General features: G+C 67.0%; 13 protein-coding genes. 9 read left to right on the top strand and 4 right to left on the bottom strand.

What is annotated here, in order from left to right; translation table 11 throughout:
* The first annotated feature begins 351 nt into the window (after positions 1-351).
* A complete protein-coding gene (locus tag AC25MA_RS05910; protein WP_028691693.1) occupies positions 352-1,104 on the top strand; it encodes a helix-turn-helix transcriptional regulator in 753 nt (250 codons plus the stop codon).
* A 16-nt stretch (positions 1,105-1,120) separates the two neighbouring features.
* Entirely contained in the window at positions 1,121-2,551 is a 1,431-nt protein-coding gene (locus AC25MA_RS05905; RefSeq protein WP_062360815.1) for an efflux transporter outer membrane subunit, read from the top strand.
* Here the strand turns inward: AC25MA_RS05905 and AC25MA_RS05900 are convergent.
* On the bottom strand, positions 2,521-3,273 hold the full coding sequence (locus AC25MA_RS05900; protein WP_062360817.1) for an AraC family transcriptional regulator: 753 nt from the start codon (positions 3,271-3,273) through the stop codon (positions 2,521-2,523). The two genes, AC25MA_RS05905 and AC25MA_RS05900, sit on opposite strands and share 31 nt — an antisense overlap.
* 88 nt (positions 3,274-3,361) lie before the next feature.
* Positions 3,362-3,799 carry a PACE efflux transporter gene (locus AC25MA_RS05895; RefSeq protein ID WP_028691696.1) on the bottom strand — a complete coding sequence of 146 codons (438 nt, stop codon included), beginning with the start codon at positions 3,797-3,799 and terminating at the stop codon, positions 3,362-3,364.
* Positions 3,800-4,114: 315 nt separating this feature from the next.
* Between AC25MA_RS05895 and wecB the strand changes: the two genes are divergently transcribed.
* The 5 genes from wecB to AC25MA_RS05870 all read left to right on the top strand — a co-directional run bounded on the left by wecB (position 4,115) and on the right by AC25MA_RS05870 (position 12,470).
* Positions 4,115-5,269, top strand: a complete 1,155-nt coding sequence (wecB, locus tag AC25MA_RS05890) for a non-hydrolyzing UDP-N-acetylglucosamine 2-epimerase (protein ID WP_028691697.1) — start codon at positions 4,115-4,117, stop codon at positions 5,267-5,269.
* Positions 5,266-7,440, top strand: a complete 2,175-nt coding sequence (gene nfrB / locus AC25MA_RS05885; protein ID WP_186597112.1) for a cyclic di-3',5'-guanylate-activated glycosyltransferase NfrB — start codon at positions 5,266-5,268, stop codon at positions 7,438-7,440. Before wecB ends, nfrB begins: the two co-directional genes overlap by 4 nt.
* Positions 7,437-10,439 (top strand): phage receptor, encoded by a 3,003-nt coding sequence (locus AC25MA_RS05880; protein WP_486971871.1) that lies wholly within the window; start codon positions 7,437-7,439, stop codon positions 10,437-10,439. Before nfrB ends, AC25MA_RS05880 begins: the two co-directional genes overlap by 4 nt.
* Positions 10,439-11,284 (top strand): DUF4434 family protein, encoded by an 846-nt coding sequence (locus tag AC25MA_RS05875; protein ID WP_186597108.1) that lies wholly within the window; start codon positions 10,439-10,441, stop codon positions 11,282-11,284. The genes AC25MA_RS05880 and AC25MA_RS05875 overlap by 1 nt, the downstream gene beginning before the upstream one ends.
* Positions 11,285-11,378: 94 nt before the next feature.
* Positions 11,379-12,470 carry a GGDEF domain-containing protein gene (locus AC25MA_RS05870; protein WP_028691701.1) on the top strand — a complete coding sequence of 364 codons (1,092 nt, stop codon included), beginning with the start codon at positions 11,379-11,381 and terminating at the stop codon, positions 12,468-12,470.
* On the opposite strand, the gene AC25MA_RS05865 is transcribed toward AC25MA_RS05870, so the two are convergent.
* Together AC25MA_RS05865 and AC25MA_RS05860 are read right to left on the bottom strand one after the other, a co-directional pair.
* Positions 12,445-13,743, bottom strand: a complete 1,299-nt coding sequence (locus tag AC25MA_RS05865) for an ATP-binding protein (RefSeq protein WP_062360825.1) — start codon at positions 13,741-13,743, stop codon at positions 12,445-12,447. The genes AC25MA_RS05870 and AC25MA_RS05865 overlap by 26 nt on opposite strands.
* Before the next feature lie 6 nt (positions 13,744-13,749).
* Positions 13,750-14,451, bottom strand: a complete 702-nt coding sequence (locus AC25MA_RS05860; protein ID WP_062360827.1) for a response regulator — start codon at positions 14,449-14,451, stop codon at positions 13,750-13,752.
* 158 nt (positions 14,452-14,609) lie between these two features.
* Between AC25MA_RS05860 and AC25MA_RS05855 the strand changes: the two genes are divergently transcribed.
* The gene (locus AC25MA_RS05855) at positions 14,610-15,785 is read left to right on the top strand and encodes an efflux RND transporter periplasmic adaptor subunit (protein ID WP_028691704.1); all 1,176 of its coding nucleotides are present in this window, start codon (positions 14,610-14,612) and stop codon (positions 15,783-15,785) included.
* 11 nt (positions 15,786-15,796) lie between these two features.
* The gene (locus AC25MA_RS05850) at positions 15,797-18,919 is read left to right on the top strand and encodes a multidrug efflux RND transporter permease subunit (protein WP_486971870.1); all 3,123 of its coding nucleotides are present in this window, start codon (positions 15,797-15,799) and stop codon (positions 18,917-18,919) included.
* Positions 18,920-18,962 lie beyond the last annotated feature (43 nt).

Below are 18,962 nucleotides of genomic sequence, written 5' to 3'. Positions count from 1 at the left end.
CCCAAACCCGGACATTGGCCAGTCCCTTATTGCTCCGCCTAAGTCCGCTGAAACTTTTGTAGGAAATTGACGATAGTCGGCAGCCGGTACCTGCCTACCCCCGCCAACCGACGGGGCAATCGCCGGCGATCTGGCCGGTTTCTGGCGCCAATTGTCCGACAATCCGTCAATTTAGGCTGCATGAGCCCACGGAAATGCCGACTTTTCTTGTCGGATAATTTGACATTTCCTGTCCCCGCTTTCCGCTACAGACGCAGGCTCGGAGCCTGCTATTCAATAGCGCCAAGCCCCACCACAGAGAGGACTCGACCGCGAGACCCACCGCGTTACCGGATCAAGGAAGACGACGACATGAAGCTGATCGACAGCCTCGAACACCGCCACGACCCGCACCTGTACCTGCAATTGGGGGCACTGGTTGCCAGCACCGGCGATGCCACCTTCGCCGAACAGATGTTCCAGCTTATCGACGACCAGGTGCCGATCCATCGGCTCGACCTCAGCGAGTGGACCCTTGACAGCGACCAGGCCAACATCCGCCAGGTCAAGGTGCTGGGCAGCGCCGGCCTGCCCGAGGCGACGCCCGCGCAAGCGCAGCTGCGCCATCCCCTGCTGCAAAGCATCATGCGCATGGAAGACCCCTTGCTGATCCAGATAAACGCCCCCGTGCACCAGTGCAACCTGGTGTCGCGCAGCGGCGACCGGCGCTGGGTCATCTGCTGCCATCGCCAGCGCAGCGAGCGGATGTTCTCCCTGGCCGAACTGTCGCTGCTCAAGCGCCTGTCCGACACCCTGCTGCCACTGGTCGAGCACCATGCCCAGCTGTTCCTGCAGACGGCCCAGCGTCGTCCGGGCAGCGTGCAGGCGGATGAGGCCGGCTCGCTGCGCCAGGTCTTCACCGAGCGCCTGGAGCAGGAGGCAATCCGCCTGTCCACCCGCGAGCAGGAAGTGTGCATCGGCCTGCTCACCGGAGCCACCGTGCCGCAGATGGCCCAGCGCTTGAATGTGAAGAACAGCTCGATCGAGACCTACCTGAAACGCGCCACCGCCAAGCTCGGCGTCAGCGGGCGCCATGGCCTGGCCCGCTGGATGGCCGGCACCTGACCCCAGAGACCCTGTCATGCCGCGAATCGCCCTGCCCTTGCTTGCTCTCGTTCTGACCGGTTGCAGCCTCGCCCCCGACTACCAGCGCCCACCTTCGCCCAGCGCCGAGCAGTACCCCACGGGCGTCGCCTACCGGGGCGGGCCACCCGCCACGGACCTGACCGGCGACTGGCGCGGGGTGTTCCAAGACCCGGTGCTGCGCCAGTTGCTCGACACCGCGCTGGCCAACAACCGCGACCTGCGCGTGGCCGTGCTCAACGCCGAGGCCTACCGCGCCCAGTACCGCATCCAGCGCGCCGAGCTGCTGCCGAAGATCGCGGCCAACGCCCAGGGCACACGCCAGTACCTGCCACGGCGGCGCACCGGCGGCGAAGGCATGATCAGTACCCAGCAATCGGCCACCGTTGGCATCAGCGCCTATGAACTGGACCTGTTCGGTCGATTGCGCAGCCTCAGCGACCAGGCGCTGCTCAGCTACCTGGCCACCGACGAGGCCCGGCGTGGCGCCGAGCTCAGCCTGCTCAGCAGCGTCGCCGGCGCCTATCTGACCTGGCGTGCCGACCAGGAATTGCTGGCCCTGTCGCGCCAGACCCTGCAAGCCGACGAAAAGAGCCTGCGCCTGACCCAGCGTCAACGCCGCACCGGCACGCTGTCGGCGCTCGACCAGATCCAGGCCACCACCCGCGTCGACAGCACCCGCGCCGCCGTGGCGCGCTACACCCGCTTGGCCGCCCAGGACTTCAACCAGTTGCAGCGCCTGGTCGGCACGCAGATCGACGAACACCTGCCGGCATTGCCGCTGGCCGACGAACAGATTGCCAGGGTCCCCGCCGGCCTGCCCGCCGACCTGCTGCAGCGCCGCCCGGACATCCGTCAAGCCGAGTACCAGCTGCAGGCCGCCAACGCCAATATCGGCGCGGCGCGGGCAGCGTTCTTCCCGAGCATCAGCCTGACCGCCAACGCCGGCAGCAGCAGCCGCGAGCTGGCCGACCTGTTCGACGCCGGCACTGGCACCTGGCTGTTCCAGCCGCAGGTCAACCTGCCGCTGTTCAACGCCGGCAGCCTGCGTGCCAGTCTCGATTACGCCACGTTGCAGAAGGACATGCAGGTGGCGCGGTACGAGAAGTCGATCCAGACCGCCTTCCAGGAAGTGGCCGACGGCCTGGCGGCGCGCAGCACCTATCAACAGCAATTGCGGGCCCAGCGCGACCTGGTCGAAGCCAGCCAGCGCTACCACGACCTGGCCGAGAACCGCTACCGCACCGGTATCGACAGCAGCCTGACTTTCCTCGACGCCCAGCGCTCGCTGTTCAGCGCCCAGCAGGGCCTGATCAGCGACCGTCTGGCGCAGTTGCTCGCCGAGGTGAACCTGTTCACGGCCTTGGGTGGCGGCTGGGACGAGACGCCGGGGCTGGCCTACCAGCGCTCCACGGCCCTGCCGAAGTAGACCGACGGCGATACCCCGAGGGTGCGGCGGAACATCGCGCTGAAGGCACTGGGGCTGTCATAGCCCAGGTCCAGCGCCACCTCCAGCACCGACTGCCCGGCCGCCAGGGCATCCAGGCTTGCAAGCAGGCGCATGCGCCGCAGCCATTGCACCAGGCTCAGGCCGGTCTCGCGCTGGAAGGCACGGGTCAAGGTGCGCGGGTTGAGGCCGCTGTGGGCCGCGGCACGGGCCAGGCTCCAGTCCTCGGACAGTGCCTGGCGCAGGGCCTCGCACAGGCCTTGCAGGTGCGCCGAATGCGGACTGGGCACATGCAGGGCGAATACCGGCAGCACGCGCAGTTCGTCGAGGATCAGTTGCATGATCCGCGCCTCGCGGCCCTGGGCCGGATGGTCGGGGGCGATGTCCATGGCGCGGATGATCAGCTCGCGCAACAGCGGCGAGATCTCGATCACCTGGCACTGGCGCGGCAGGTCCGGGCGCGCGTTGGGTTCGACGAACAAGGTACGCATGCGCACGACGCCGGCCATGCGCAGCTCGTGCTCGACCGCCGCTGGCACCCACACTCCACGCCCCGGGGGGACCACCCAGCAGCCTTCGCGGGCACTGACCGTGACCACGCCACTGATCGCGTGGATCAACTGGGCGCGGTCATGACAGTGCGGCGCGATGTGCTCGCCATGGCGGTAGTTCTCGGCGAGCGGCAGGATGATCGGACGCGGCATCGGTGCGGGTCTGGCATGGTTGAACGTAGATTATTGGCGATGCGTGGGGCTAAGGGGAACCCGGTGACTTGTGGGAAAAGCCCCGATATCAGCACCCCTTGGCCGCTTCCTGCGCCGATACCGGCACATCGAAGACCTTGTCGAACCCCCACTGGAACACGAACGCATAGACGAAGAAGAACACGAACAACGCCAGGTTGGTCACCAGCGCCGCCCACAGCCCGATGTCCAGCCAGTACGCCACCAGCGGCAGCAGGATCAGCACCAGCCCGCCCTCGAAGCCCAGGGCATGCAGCAGACGCCGCAGGAAGGTGCGGCTGCGCTGGCGCTGGCGCGCCTCCCAGCGCTCGAACGCCCAGTTGTAGGCCATGTTCCAGCTCATGGCGATGCCCGACATGAGGATCGACAGCACGGTGGACTGGGCCATGCCGGCGCCAAACGCCAGCTCCAGCGCCGGCGCCACGCAGGCCACGGCGATGGCCTCGTACAGGATGGCCTGGACGACCTTGCGCGCCTTGCCTTGCATGTTCTACTCCCTGAAGAAAAGACCTACAAAACTACAAGAAGAAGGCTGTAAGAAAAAGCCGGAAATACTTTATTGACTGACCGTTCAATCAAGAAAAACTAGCATAAACGTTTCCGCACCAACCCTCCCTGGCGTTCGGCCTCGACAGTGCCGACACGACCCCCGCCTCCATGGCACTTCCGCAAGCGCCTGCAGCGCACCGTCCGGCGCAGGCCGCGCATTGGACAACCCCGTGATCGACTGCTTGTATCTATGACTGGCAAGCGGCGACACGTCGTACAACTTCGTCCAGGGAATCGAACGAGGAACTACACGATGGCTTACACCGTGATGATGGTATTCGGTACCCGCCCCGAAGCGATCAAGATGGCCCCGCTGGCCCGCGTCCTGCGCGACTGGCCCGAGGTCGACCTGCATATCTGCTCCACCGGCCAGCACCGCGAAATGCTCGAACAGGTCCTCACCGCCTTCGGCCTCACGGTCGATCAGGACCTGCAGGTGATGACCCAGAACCAGACCCTCAACGGCCTGTCCCGCGACCTGCTGGACAAGCTCGACCGCGCCTACGAGCAGGTCAAGCCCGATATCGTGCTGGTCCACGGCGACACCACCACCAGCTTCATAGCCTCGCTGGCGGCCTTCCACCGGCATATACCCATCGGCCATGTCGAGGCTGGCCTGCGTACCGGCAACCTGCAGCAGCCCTGGCCCGAGGAAGCCAACCGGCGCTTGACCGGCGTGCTCGCCGACCTGCACTTCACCCCCACCCGCGACTCCGACGCCAACCTGATCCGCGAAGGCGTGCCGCCCGAGCATATCGAGGTCACCGGCAACACAGTGATCGACGCCCTGCTGTGGATGCGCGACAAGCTGCACCGCGATAACTGGCGCCCCGCCCCCGAATCCCCGCTCAAGGTGCTGCGCGACGACCAGCGCATGGTGCTGATCACCGGCCACCGCCGGGAGAACTTCGGCAGCGGCTTCGAACGCATCTGCCTGGCCCTGGCCGAACTGGCCTTGCGCTACCCGGACGTGCAGTTCCTCTACCCCGTTCACCTCAACCCGCAGGTGCAGCACGCGGTGTACAGCGTGCTATCCGGGCGCGACAACATCCACCTGGTCGCCCCCCAGGACTACCCGCACTTCGTCTGGCTGATGAACCGCGCCCATATCATCCTCACCGACTCCGGCGGCGTGCAGGAAGAGGCGCCAGCCCTGGGCAAGCCGGTGCTGGTGCTGCGCAAGGTCACCGAGCGCCCCGCCGTGCTCAAGGGTGGCACGGTCAAGCTGGTCGGCACCCTGACCGAGCGCATCGTCCACGAGACCAGCCAATTGCTCGACGACCCGGCGGCCTACGCGCGCATGGCGCAGGTGTTCACCCCCTTCGGCGACGGCCACGCCAGCGAGCGCATCGCCGAACGCCTGAGCCGCTGGTTCGCCGAGCAATCCGCCGCGCGGGACAACGCATGAGCCTGGCTTTCATCGACTTCCTCACCTATGTCCTGTTCGGCCTGAAGATCCTCGCCATCATCCTGGCGACACTGATGTTCGTGCTCGGCCTGGACGACCTGTTCATCGACCTGTGCTACTGGGGACGCACGCTGATCCGGCGCTTTCGGATCTACGACAAGTTCGACAAGGCCGACGAGAAACGCCTGTTCGAGGTGCCGGAAAAGCCCCTCGCGATCATGGTGCCGGCCTGGAACGAGGTCGGCGTGGTCGGCGAGATGGCGCGCCTGGCGGCCTCGACCATCGACTACGAGAACTACCAGATCTTCGTCGGCACCTACCCCAACGACCCGCAGACCCAGGCCGACGTCGACGCCGTCTGCCTGCACTACCCAAACGTTCACAAGGTGGTCTGCGCCCGCCCCGGCCCGACCAGCAAGGCCGACTGCCTGAACAACATCATCGACGCCATCCTGCGCTTCCAGCAGGACGCGCGCATCGAGTTCGCCGGTTTCATCCTGCATGACGCCGAGGACGTCATCTCGCCGATGGAACTGCGCCTGTTCAACTACCTGCTGCCGAACAAGGACATGATCCAGATTCCGGTGTACCCCTACGCCCCGGAATGGAAAGGCTTCACCGCCGGCCACTATGTCGACGAGTTCGCCGAGAACCACGGCAAGGACGTCATCGTGCGCGAAGCGCTCACCGGCCAGGTGCCCAGCGCCGGGGTCGGCACCTGCTTCAGCCGCCGGGCGATCAGCGCCCTGCTCGAGGACGGCGACGGCATCGCCTTCGATGTGCAGAGCCTGACCGAGGACTACGACATTGGTTTTCGTCTCAAGCAGAAGGGCATGAAGTGCATCTTCGCCCGCTACTCCATCACCGACCCGGCGCTGGCCCTCAAGCAGGACTGGCGTCTCGGCATGAGCCGCGAATTCGCCCAGGTGATCTGCGTGCGCGAGCACTTCCCGCGGGACTGGCAGCACGCCATCCGGCAAAAATCGCGGTGGATCGTCGGCATCGTGTTCCAGGGCACCAGCAACCTCGGCTGGAGCCGCAAGGGGGCGCTCAACTACTTCCTCTGGCGCGACCGCCGCGGGCTGTTCGCCTACCTGCTGAGCTTTTTGGTCAACCTGTTGCTGCTGGTGCTGCTGGCGATGTGGCTGGTGACGGTGATCGCGCCGGAGTCGTGGCGCTTCATGTCGATTCTCAGCGACAGCAAGCTGCTGAGCACACTGCTGTGGCTCAACGGCCTGCTGCTGTTCAACCGCCTGTTCCAGCGTTTCTGGTTCGTCACCCGCTACTACGGCATCTTCGAGGGCCTGCTGTCGGCGCCGCGGATGATGTGGAGCAACTTCGTCAACTTCTTCGCCAACCTGCGCGCCCTGCGCCAGGTGATGGAAATGGGCGATTCGCGGCGGGTGGCCTGGGACAAGACCACCCACGAGTTCCCCGCCCTCGCCGCGCCTGCGCGCACGCCGCTGGGCCAGCGCCTGGTGGAGAAAGGCTTGATCAGCCAAACCCAGCTGGAGCAGGCCATCACCAGCCCGGTCCGTCGGCGCCTGGGTCGCGAGTTGCTGCTGCACGGCTGGCTGAGCAGCGAGCAACTGGTCGAGACCCTGGCTGAACAGCTGGACCTGCCCTGGGCGCCGCTGAATCCATTCAAGATTGAACCTGCGTTGATCGCCAAGCTGCCGCGCAAGCTCGCCACCCACTACGGCGTGCTGCCGGTGGACGAGGACGGCGACACCCTGGTGCTGGCCAGCGAGAGTCCGGTCAGCCAGGTTTCGCTGGGCGTGATCAGTCGCCAGCTCAAGCGCCCGGTACGCGCCCGCCTGGCGCCGCAAGGGCGGGTCACCCTGGGCCTGCGCTACCACTACCCAAGCCCCTGGCAAAAGCCCGAGACCCGCGAAATGCTCGCGGTGCTCGAGCGCCATCAGGACGACGCCACCCTGCTGGAGCAGGTCGGCATCCACCAGGTGATGCTCGGCACGCTACTGCAGGTGCGCGGCATGGTGCCGGTGACCCTGTTCAACCAGGCGCTGATCGACTTCAACCCCGAGCAGCAGAGCCTGGGCGAGCACCTGATCGCCCGCGGCATCATTACCGAAGAGGTGCTGCAGCAAGCCCTCGCCGAGCAGGCCAGCGAACAGCAGGCCGCCTATGATCTGACCCGGGAGGTGGCATGACGCCCCGTCTTTCCCTGACCCTCGCCAGCCTGCTGCTGTGCTCTTCCACCCTGGCCGCGCCGACCAAGCCGATGACCGACTTCCAGCGTTTCACCAGCTACCCGTTCATGGAGCGTGGCTACCGGGAGGCGCAGAAGGACAACTGGGCGGAGGTCGAGCGCCTGACCCGCCACGTGCTGGGGCGCGTGCCCAACAACAACGAGGCACGCGCCCTGCTGGCCGAGGCCCTGGCCCACCAGCGTCGCTACAAGGAAGCCGAGGCCATCGCCGAGGACCTCGACGACAACCCCGAGCACGCCGACGCCCTGCTCGAACTGCGCCTGACCTGGATCGAGCAGGACCCGCCCGCGCAGAGCCAGGTTGAGGCGTGGCTGGCCGACAGCCAGGGCCAGCAGCGGGTGCGCCTGTGGCAAGCCTACAGCGTCAGCCTGGCCAAGTTCGGTGGCGCGGCCAAGGCCCTGGAATGGCTCAACCAGTTGCCGGTGCGCGACGACGGCATGGTGCTGCGCATGACCCGGGCCAACTTCGCCGAGCAACTGCGCAACTGGGGCGAGACCATCGACCAGTTGCAACCCCTGGCCGAAAAGAGCGAATTGCCGCCGCAGGACTGGCAGCGCCTGGCCAACGCCTATATCCAGCAGGTCGATGAAAAGGGCCTGAACAAACTGCTGGCCAGCGCGCCTTCCCAGGAGGCGGCGACCCATGCCCGCCTGGCCATGGCCAACCGCGCCATCGCCATGGGCCACAACCAGCAGGCCGAGCGTTGGCTGCAGAGCCTGCCCACCGATCAACTGCAGCATCCCGAACAGCGCCGGCAACTCTGGGAACTGGCCCGCGAGGGCGACGATGCGGCGCTGGTGCGCCAGTTGAGCAATGAATTGCAGCGCCCGTGCCTGGAGACCGTCGACTGGCTGTCGCACAAGGACCTGAAGCTGGCCCGCGAGCAGCTCGGCCAGTGCGAGGCCCGCGACAATCCGCGCAGCTATGCCATTCTCAAGCAACGCCTGTATGGCGACCCTGCGCAGCCGCCGCAACCACGCACGGCGGCTCAGTGGGAACAACGCTACCGCCAGACCGGCGACCTCGCGGCGCTGGAGCAAGCCACGTTCATGCTGCTCGAGCGAGGCCAGACCGAGCACGCCCGGCAGTTGCTGGAGAACGCCTACGACCGCCGCCAGGGCCGATTGACGCCCTCGCTGCTGCAACGCCTGGGCAACCTCTATGCGCGCAACGACGGTCCGCTGGACACCCCGCGCATGCTCGCCCTGGTGCCGCGAGTCGATGCCGCCACCCGCGGCCAGTTGCTCGCCCGCCTGGCCGAGGCCGGCCAGTGCAACGCGGTGCGCAAGGCGATCCCGGCCAACCCGAGCGAAGCCGGGCAGTATCGCGCCCTGGGCCGCTGCGCCATGCCCGACCGGCCCGGCGAAGCCGTGGTCTACTACCAGGCCGCCGAACGCCTGGGCGACACCGCCAGCCGCCTGCCCCTGGCCTACGCGCTGGAGGCCTCGGGCGATGCCGAAGCAGCGCTGCCGATCTGGAACAGCCTGCCGGCCGACGCCTGGACCGACAATGCTCGCCTGACCGCGGCGCGGGGTGCCTTGAACGCCGGCGATGCCGACGCCGCCCGCCGCCACTGGGACGCGGCCGCGCACCGCAACGCCGACGACTGGGCCCTGGGCGCGGCCATCGCCCAACGCCAGGGCGACGCCCAGCAGGCCCTGGCCTTCCAGCGCGAAGCCCTGCGCCACACCCCGCGCGCCGATCACTACTACGCCGCCGCCAGCACCGCCCAGCAGGCCGGCGACAGCCCCCAGAGCACCGCCTGGCTGGCCGAGGCCGTGCGCCTGGCGCCGGATCAGCCGCGCTACCGCGCCGACTACGGCATGCGCCTGGCCGGCTCGACGGACAAGCAGCAACGGCGCCAGTCCATCCCCTATCTGGAGCGCGCCACCCGCGACTTCCCCGAGGACTACCGCCTGGGCGAGACCCTGGCCCTGCGCTACGACGAGGCCGAGGACAGCGCCTCGGCCCGCCGCGAGTTGCGCCGGGTGCTGGACGTGGAGCGCAACCTGGTCGACGGCGACGACGAGTACGGCAGCCTGGAGGCGCGCAAGTATCGCCAGCGCCGTGCCCATGAAGCCCTGTCGCGCCGCGACAGCATCACCCTGGCCAGTACCTGGTCGCCAGCCGGTACCTCGACCAACGATAGGTTTCTCGACAACGGCGCGCGCGCCGGCAGCTCCCGCCGGGCACAATCGCAGAACGTGCAGCTGGCGATGTGGGACCACGCCCTGGGCGAGGAGCCCAGCCGCAACGGCAGCACCCTGTCGGTCTATGGCCGCGTGCTGTTCGGTGGCCAGAGCCGCACCGACTACGCCCAGAGCATGGGCACCGGCGTCGGCCTGCGCTACAAGCCGCTCGGACAGGCCAACCTCAACCTGTACGCCGAGCTCTACCACCAGCGCCAGATCGACAGCACGCACTACAGCGGCCTGAGCCTGGGCGAGCTGCTAAGCCCGGCCAAGGTCGGCGGCAACTGGGGCGACCTGCGCCACAACGCCGAATCGAGCAACGACCTGCTGCTGCGTGCCACCGCCTCGTTCCTCGACCAGGGCCGGTACCGCAATGACTGGCGCATCGACGAAGACGACTGGGACGAGCGCTTCCTCTACCTCGACGCCGCCTGGTGGACCCGGGCGGGCGATCATGCCTGGCTGTCGCGCTTCCAGCAGGGCCATGCCTGGAAACTGCCAAGCCGGTCGCCGCAGACGATCATGCCCTATGGCTTCCTCGAGTTCTCAAGCCAGGACCCAAGCAACGACTGGCGCCAGGACGCCCGCGCCGGGGTCGGCCTGCGCTGGCAGTGGTGGTTCGACGACGACCGCTACAACGCCTACCGTGGCTCGCTGAAAGTACGCGCCGAGTACCAGCAGGCGCTGGGCGGCAACCTCTACGAGCGCGCCAACGGCGTGCTGCTGGGTGTGGAGATGAATTTCTGATGCGTACCTTTCTGGCTCTCTGCCTGCTCGCCCTGTGCCTGCCGACCCTTGCCGACGAGCGCCTGTTCTACCAGCCGCTCAACCGTGATGCGAACGTCACGCCAGCCCAGTGGCAACAACTGTGGCGCGCCACCAGGGCCCAGGGTGGCACGACCCTGATCGTGCAGTGGAGCGCCTACGGCGACAGCGACTTCGGCGGCGCCCACGGCTGGCTTGCCGGCAGCCTGCGCGAGGCGCATGCCCAGGGGCTGGAGCTGGTGCTGGGGCTGTACATGGATCCGGCCTACTACCAGCGGCTCGAACAGCTCGACGGTGAAGGCCTGAACAGCTACCTCAAGTCGCAGTTGGGCCGCTCCCTCACCCAATACCAGCAGCTCAAGACCGACTGGGCGCTGCCGGTGTCCGGCTGGTACCTGCCGCTGGAGCTGGACGACCTGCACTTTAGCGATGCGGCCAGGCGCGATGCGCTCTACACACAATTGCAGGCGTTCAATCGGCAATTGGACAAGCCCTTGCATATCAGTGCCTTCAGCGCCGGCCAGCTGTCGCCACGGGTCAGTGGTGCGTGGCTGGAGCAACTGGCGAACCTTGGCCTGAACGTGTGGTGGCAGGATGGTGCCGGCACCGGTCGCCTGCCGCCACTCGTGCGCCAGGGCTATGAACAGGCCCTGCCCTGCCAGGTGGGTATCGTGCGCGAGGCGTTTCGCCAGGTCAGCCCGCCTGGGCAACCGTTCCGCGCCGAACCGGCGCAGCCGGCGCTGAGCGGAGGCTGCCACGCCGAGGCTGTGTTCGCACTGCGCTACCGGCCCTGGGCCAAGGATGTGCTGCAATCAGGCTCGTTGTAGGAGCGGCCCTTTCGCGACACAAGGCCACTCCTACAGAGACCTCACAGCCCTGGAAGGCATAACAGACAACAATTTCAAGGCCATCATCGCCTCCATGTACAAGACCCTCGAAGCCCACATTCGCCAACAGGTCGCCCCCGCCGCCCTGCGCGCCGAGTTCCGCCAGCACGAATTCGAGGCCATGCGCCGCTTCTGCCTGCTGATCTTCTGCATCGGCATCGCCATCTGGCTGATCTTCGACCTGATCGTCAGCTACCTTGGCGGCCAGGGTTTCACCTGGCTGTCGGGGGTGTTCATCGCCCTGTTGTGCAGCCTCTGCGTGGTCCTGGGCTTCACCCGCAAGAGCCAGCATTTCGACGTGCTCAACCTGTTGTTCGTGGCGGTGATCACCCTGGCCATGCGCCTGGTGATCGAGGGCATTCCGATCGTTCTGCGCCCGGTGTGGCTGGTGCTCGGAGTCTCGACGGTGCTCTACGCCGTCTCGCTGCTGCCGGTGCGGCGCTGGTCGTTCTTCTGCGCCCTGGGCATCACCTGGCTCATGCTCAACCCGTTCTTCCACACGCGTATCGAGGCCCTGGAGCTTGAGGGCGCGATGCTGATCAGCTACGGGGTATTCCTCAGCGGCCTGGTGACCTACAGCTACCTGCGCATCCGCCAGGCCAAGCTGCACAATTTCTACCTGACCAACGTGCTGCTGGAACAGGCCTACATCGACGCCCTGACCGAAATCCCCAACCGCCGCTCGTTCATGGCCAAGGCCGGAAAGCAGCTGCGCCAGGCGGATGCCGGACAGTTCCTGGCGATGATCGACATCGACAATTTCAAGCAGGTCAACGACCGCTTCGGCCATGACATCGGCGACGAGGTGCTCAAGCGCGTGGCAGCGCATATCAAGGCAGCGATGATCGGCTACGAGATCGCCCGGCTGGGCGGCGAGGAATTCGCGATCTTCTTCCAGGGGCTGGACGAAGCCAGCGCCGAGCAGCAGGTCGCCGCGCTGTGCCAGAGAGTGCGCGAGGACCTGTCTGCGCACCCGGTGACCATCAGCATCGGCCTGGCCCGGATCGACAGCGGCGATACCCTGAGCCTGGCGCTGATCAGGGCGGACCAGGCATTGTACGAGGCCAAGCACACCGGCAAGGACCGCTTCGTCCTGTGGACTACCCGGCTGGCAAACGAATCCTGAACTGCGCCCCGCCCAGCGCCGACTGCGCCACGGTCAGCGTGCCGCCCTGCCCTTCGATGGCCCGCCGGCTGATCGCCAGCCCCAGCCCGAACCCGCCGGTATTACGGTCACGGCTGCGGTCCAGGCGATAGAACGGCTGGAAGATCCGCTCACGCTCCTCGGTTGGGATGCCGATGCCGTCGTCTTCCACGGTCACCAGGCAAGCGCCGTCCTCTTCCCGGCGCAGGCGCAGCAGCAGGCTTTCATCGCAGTAGCGCATGGCGTTGCGCACCAGGTTCTGCACGGCGCGGGCGGTCAGCCGCGGGTCGAGGACGAAACGCGGCAGGTCGGTTTCGCAGCGCACCTCCCAACGGATGCCACGGTTGTCGAGCTCCTCGGCGAAGCTGCCGAGCACGCTGTCCACCAGTTCCAGCAACGACACCTCGACCCGCTCGCGGGCCTGGTCGACGCTGTCCAGGCGGCTGTAGGAGAGCAGTTCAAGCACCAGTTCGTCCAGTTCGCGCACATGGCCCACCAACCCCAGCAGGCGTTTGCGGCTGGCCGGCGGCACCTCGTCGAACAGCAGCACGAGGCCGAAGTCCAGGCGGGTCAAGGGCGTGCGCAGCTCGTGGGAAACCGCGTTGAGCAGTTCGCGCTGCTGGTTGACGTGGCGTTCCAGATCGCTGGCCATGGTGTCGAACACCCCGGCCAGTTCACCGATGTTCGAGCGAGGCGAAATATGCGTGCGCTCGGACATCTCGCCGCGCCCCAGGCGCCGGGCAGTGTCCTTCAGCCGTTCGAGGTCGCGCCAGTGCGGCCACACCCACAACAGCAGGCAGCCAAGCATGGCCGCGCCGATCAGCACGGTCACGCCCCAGGACAGCACGTTGATGTCCAGCGGGTCGTCCGGCGAATGCAGGCGCACCAGCCATTGCGAATCCAGCGGCGCCAGCACCGTTTCGTAGTAGCCCCAGTCGGCCATGCGCACCGCGAACAGGCCATGTTCGAGCCGGGCTTTCTCCTCGCTGCTCAAGTCGGCATCGTCCATGCGCAACAGGCGCACTTGCAAAGGTTTGAACACCTCGGCCAGGTCTTTTTCCACTGCCGGCCACTGCTCCTGCGGCACCTGCTGGAACTGGCGCACGATCAGGGTCTGCACGCCCTTGGCCTGCTCGAGGTTGTAGGCCATGAAGCGCTCATGGAACAACCCGACGATGGTGTCGGGGATCAGCGCGATCGCCCCGGCATAGGCGACGATGATCACCAGGTACAGCCGCACCAGGATCTTGAGCATGGCCTGTCAGTACTCCCACTCGACCCGGCTGAACAGATACCCCTTGCCCCACACGGTCTTGATCTTGCGTGCTTCGCCGGCGCTGTCGTCGAAGCGTCGGCGCAGCTTGGAGATGGCCACGTCCACCGAACGGTCGGTGCCGTTGAACTCGATGCCGCGCAACTGCTGCAGGATACGGTCGCGGCTCATCACCTCGCCGGCGTTGCGCGCCAGCACCACCAGCAGGTTGTACTCGCCGCTGGACAGTTCCACCTCCTCGCCGCGCCAGCTGACCGTGCGCTCGGCCAGGTCGATGCGCAGGCCACCGACCTGGATCAGGTCGCTGTCCAGGCGCGGCTCGTTGACGCTGCTGCGGCGCAGCAGGGTACGCACCCTGGCCAGCAGCACCCGGGGTTCGCACGGTTTGGTGACATAGTCGTCGGCGCCCATTTCCAGCCCCAGCACCTGGTCGTGGCTGTCGTCACGGGCGGTCAGCATGAGGATCGGCAGGCCCTGGCTCTCCTGGCGCAGCAGGCGGCACACCTGCAGGCCGTCGAGGCCCGGCAGCATCAGGTCGAGGATCACCAGGTCCGGTTTCTGGCGGCGGAACTCGTCCAGCACATGGTCGCCGCGGGCAATCACCCGGACATGGAAATCGTTGCGTTGCAGGTAGCTGGCGATCAGTTCGGACAACGCGCTGTCGTCTTCGACCAGGAGAATGTTCGGCATAAGGGGATTTGACGAAAGATTGAAGTAAGGCAGGATATAGAATCCCGCGCGGGCCACCGCCGATTGTTCACACTTTTTCACACACGCCCAACACAGCTTAACAGCCGCCACCCGAACGGCTGCTTTAGCATACGCTGGATCAAACCTGGAAGATCCGTATGTCCATTCCCTGCCCTTCGCGCCTGCGCCCCTTGGCGCTGCTGGCGCTGATCACCCTTTCCCTGGCCGGTTGCAACGACGCCGCCGAACAGGAAGAACAGGCCCCGCCTTCCCAGGTCCGGGTCGAGACCCTGGCCGTGCAGCCACTGGCGATCAGCACGGAACTCAGCGGCCGCCTCCTCGCGCCGCGTACCGCCGAGGTGCGCGCCCGGGTAGCCGGCGTGGTGCTCAAGCGGGTGTACCGCGAAGGCAGCGACGTCAAGCAGGGCGACGTCTTGTTCCTGATCGACCCGGCGCCATTCAAGGCCGACTTCGACAGCGCCCGCGCCACCCTGGCCAAGGCCGAGGCAACCCTGTACCAGGCCCGCCTGCAGGAACAGCGTTACCGCGAGCTGGTCGACGACAAGGCGGTCAGCCGCCAGGAGTACGACAACGCCCGCGCCGCCTTCCTCCAGGCAGACGCCGCGGTCGGCGAAGCCAAGGCGGCGCTGGAACGGGCGCGCCTGAACCTGGGCTACGCCACCGTCACCGCGCCGATCTCCGGGCGCATCGGCCGCGCCCTGGTGACCGAGGGCGCGCTGGTCGGACAGAACGAAACCACGCCGCTGGCCACCATCCAGCAGTTGAACCCGATTCACGCCGACGTCACCCAGTCGACCCGCGAGCTCAATGCCCTGCGCCGCGCCTTGCGCGCCGGCGAACTGCGCCAGGTCGGCCAGGACCAGGTCAAGGCCACGCTGATCCAGGACGACGGCAGCGCCTACCCGCTGGCCGGCAAGCTGCTGTTCTCGGACATCAGTGTCGACCCGAGCACCAACCAGATCACCCTGCGCAGCGAGTTCCCCAACCCCGACCTCGACCTGCTGCCGGGCAGCTACGTGCGCGTGCGCCTGGACCAGGCGGTGCAGCCCCAGGGCATCAGCGTGCCGCAACGGGCGATCCTGCGCGACAGCGCCGGCGTGCCCAAGGTGCTGCTGGTCGACCCGCAGAAGCGCATCAGCGAACGCCAGGTGGTTTTGGGCAGCGCCCAGGGTGATCGCTGGATCATCAGCGAGGGTCTGGCCCCGGGTGATCGCGTGGTGGTCGAGGGCCTGCAACACGTCAAGGCCGGCGACCAGGTCCAGGTCGACGAGCAACCGGGCGCCTCCGCGGTCGCCCAACACACCGGCCAATGAGGGCCTGATCCATGCCGCAGTTCTTCATCGACCGCCCGGTATTCGCCTGGGTGGTCGCCCTCTTCATCCTCCTGGTCGGCGCCCTGGCCATCCCGCAGTTGCCGGTGGCCCAGTACCCCGACGTGGCGCCGCCGCAGGTGGAAATCTACGCCGTCTACCCGGGCGCCTCGGCGGCGACCATGGACGAGAGCGTGGTCAGCATCATCGAGCAGGAGCTCAACGGTGCCGACAACCTGCTCTACTTCGAGTCGCAGAGCAGCCTGGGCAACGCCACCATCACCGCCAGTTTCCAGCCCGGCACCAATCCGGACATGGCCCAGGTCGATGTGCAGAACCGCCTCAAGGTGATCGAGTCGCGCCTGCCGCGCCCGGTGACTCAGCAAGGCCTGCAGGTTGAGAAAGTGTCCACCGGCTTCCTGCTGCTGGCCACCCTCACCTCCGAGGACGGCAACCTCGACGAGATTGCCCTGTCGGACATCCTCGCGCGCAACGTGATGAACGAGATCCGCCGCATCAAGGGCGTCGGCAAGGCGCAGCTGTACGGCTCGGAGCGGGCCATGCGCATCTGGATCGACCCGGCCAAGCTGGTCGGCTTCAACCTCACGCCCAACGACGTGGCCGAGGCCATCGCCGCGCAGAACGCCCAGGTCGCCCCCGGCAGCATCGGTGACCTGCCCAGCCGGCCGACCCAGGAGATCACCGCCAACGTGGTGGTCAAGGGCCAGCTGAGCACCCCCGAGGAATTCGCCGCCATCGTCCTGCGCGCCAACACCGACGGCTCGACCGTCACCGTCGGCGATGTCGCCCGGGTCGAGATCGGCGCCCAGGAGTACCAGTACGGCACGCGCCTGAACGGCAAGGCCACCAGCGCCTTCAGCGTCAAGCTGTCGCCCGGCGCCAACGCCATGGAAACCGCGGGCCTGGTCAAGCAGAAGCTCGACGAGCTGGCGCGCTACTTCCCGGCCGGGGTGAAATACGACATCCCCTACGACACCTCGCCGTTCGTCAAGGTCTCGATCAAGCAGGTGATCAACACCCTTGTCGAGGCCATGGTGCTGGTGTTCGCGGTGATGTTCCTGTTCCTGCAGAACTTCCGCTACACCCTGATCCCGACCCTGGTGGTGCCGGTGGCGCTGATGGGCACCTTCGCGGTGATGAACGCGCTGGGCTTCTCGATCAACGTGCTGACCCTGTTCGGCATGGTGCTGGCGATCGGCATCCTGGTCGACGACGCCATCGTCGTGGTAGAGAACGTCGAGCGGATCATGGCCGAGGAAGGCCTGCCGCCCAAGGGAGCCACACGCAAGGCCATGGGCCAGATCAGTGGCGCCATCGTCGGCATCACCCTGGTGCTGGTGGCGGTGTTCCTGCCGATGGCCTTCATGAAAGGCTCGGTGGGCGTGATCTACCAGCAGTTCTCGGTGTCGATGGCGGTGTCGATCCTGTTCTCGGCGTTCCTCGCCCTGAGCCTGACCCCGGCCCTGTGCGCCACCCTGCTCAAGCCCTTGGAAAAGGGCGAGCACCATGAGCGCAAGGGTTTCTTCGGCTGGTTCAACCGCCGCTTCGAGGGCATGAGCAACGGCTACCAGCGCTGGGTGACCCACGCCCTGGCCCGCAGCGGCCGCTACCTGCTGGTGTATGCCGTGCTGCTGGCGGTGCTCGGCTACGGCTTCAGCCAGTTGCCCACCGCCTTCCTGCCCACCGAGGACCAGGGCTACACCATCACCGATATCCAGCTGCCGCCAGGCGCCAGCCAGGCGCGCACCATCGAAGTGGCCCGGCAGATCGAGGCGCACAACGCCGAAGAACCGGGCGTGGCCAACACCACGCTGATCCTCGGCTTCAGCTTCTCCGGCAGCGGCCAGAACGCGGCGCTGGCCTTTACCACGCTCAAGGACTGGTCCGAACGCGATGGCGACGACAGCGCGCAGTCCATCGCCGACCGCGCCACCCTGGCCTTCACCCAGCTCAAGGACGCCATCGCCTACGCGGTGCTGCCACCGCCGGTGGACGGCCTGGGCGAGTCGACCGGCTTCGAGTTCCGCCTGCAGGACCGTGGCGGCATGGGGCACACCGCGCTCATGCAAGCCCGCGACCAGTTGTTGGAGGCGGCGCGCAAGAGCAAGGTACTGGTCAACGTGCGCGAAGCCTCGCTGGCCGAAAGCCCCCAGGTGGAACTGGAAATCGATCGGCGCCAGGCCAATGCCCTGGGCGTGTCGTTCGCCGACATCGGCGCGGTGCTGGACACCGCCGTGGGTTCCAACTATGTCAACGACTTCCCCAACCAGGGCCGCATGCAGCGGGTGGTGGTGCAGGCCGAAGGCGACCGGCGCAGCCAGGTCGAGGACCTGCTGAAGATCCACGTGCGCAACAACAGCGGCAAGATGGTGCCCCTCGGCGCCTTCGTCAGCGCCCACTGGCAGTCCGGTCCGGTGCAGCTGACCCGCTACAACGGCTACCCGGCGGTGTCGATCTCCGGCGAGCCGGCGGCCGGCCACAGCTCGGGCGAGGCCATGGCCGAGGTCGAACACCTGGTTGCCCAGCTGCCGGCCGGCGCCGGCCTGGAATGGACCGGCCTGTCGCTGCAGGAGCGTCTGTCTGGCAGCCAGGCCCCGCTGCTGATGGCGCTGTCGCTGCTGGTGGTGTTCCTGTGCCTGGCGGCGCTGTACGAAAGCTGGTCGATCCCCACCGCGGTGCTGCTGGTGGTGCCCCTGGGCGTGCTTGGCGCGGTGCTTGCGGTGACCCTGCGCGGGATGCCCAACGATGTGTACTTCAAGGTTGGCCTGATCACCCTGATCGGCCTGTCGGCGAAGAACGCCATCCTGATCATCGAGTTCGCCAAGGCCCTGGTCGACCAGGGCCACGACGCGGTGGATGCCGCGATTCAGGCAGCGCGCCTGCGCCTGCGCCCGATCGTGATGACCTCGCTGGCGTTCATCCTCGGCGTGGTGCCCCTGGCCATCGCCAGCGGCGCCAGCTCGGCCAGCCAACAGGCGATCGGCACCGGGGTGATCGGCGGCATGCTCAGCGCCACTTTCGCCGTGGTGTTCGTGCCGGTGTTCTTCGTCGTGGTGATGCGCCTGGCCGGGCGCGGTCGGGCAAGGACGACCGAAGCAGCCACCCACGAGGCCTGACTGGACAAGCCTCGCGGTAAATGGGAGGGTTCCCGGCATTGAC

It is taken from the genome of Pseudomonas sp. P65(2024), from assembly GCF_057480955.1.
Note: the sequence above shows the minus strand (reverse complement) of the source record. Positions and strands in the feature narration are given on the sequence as shown.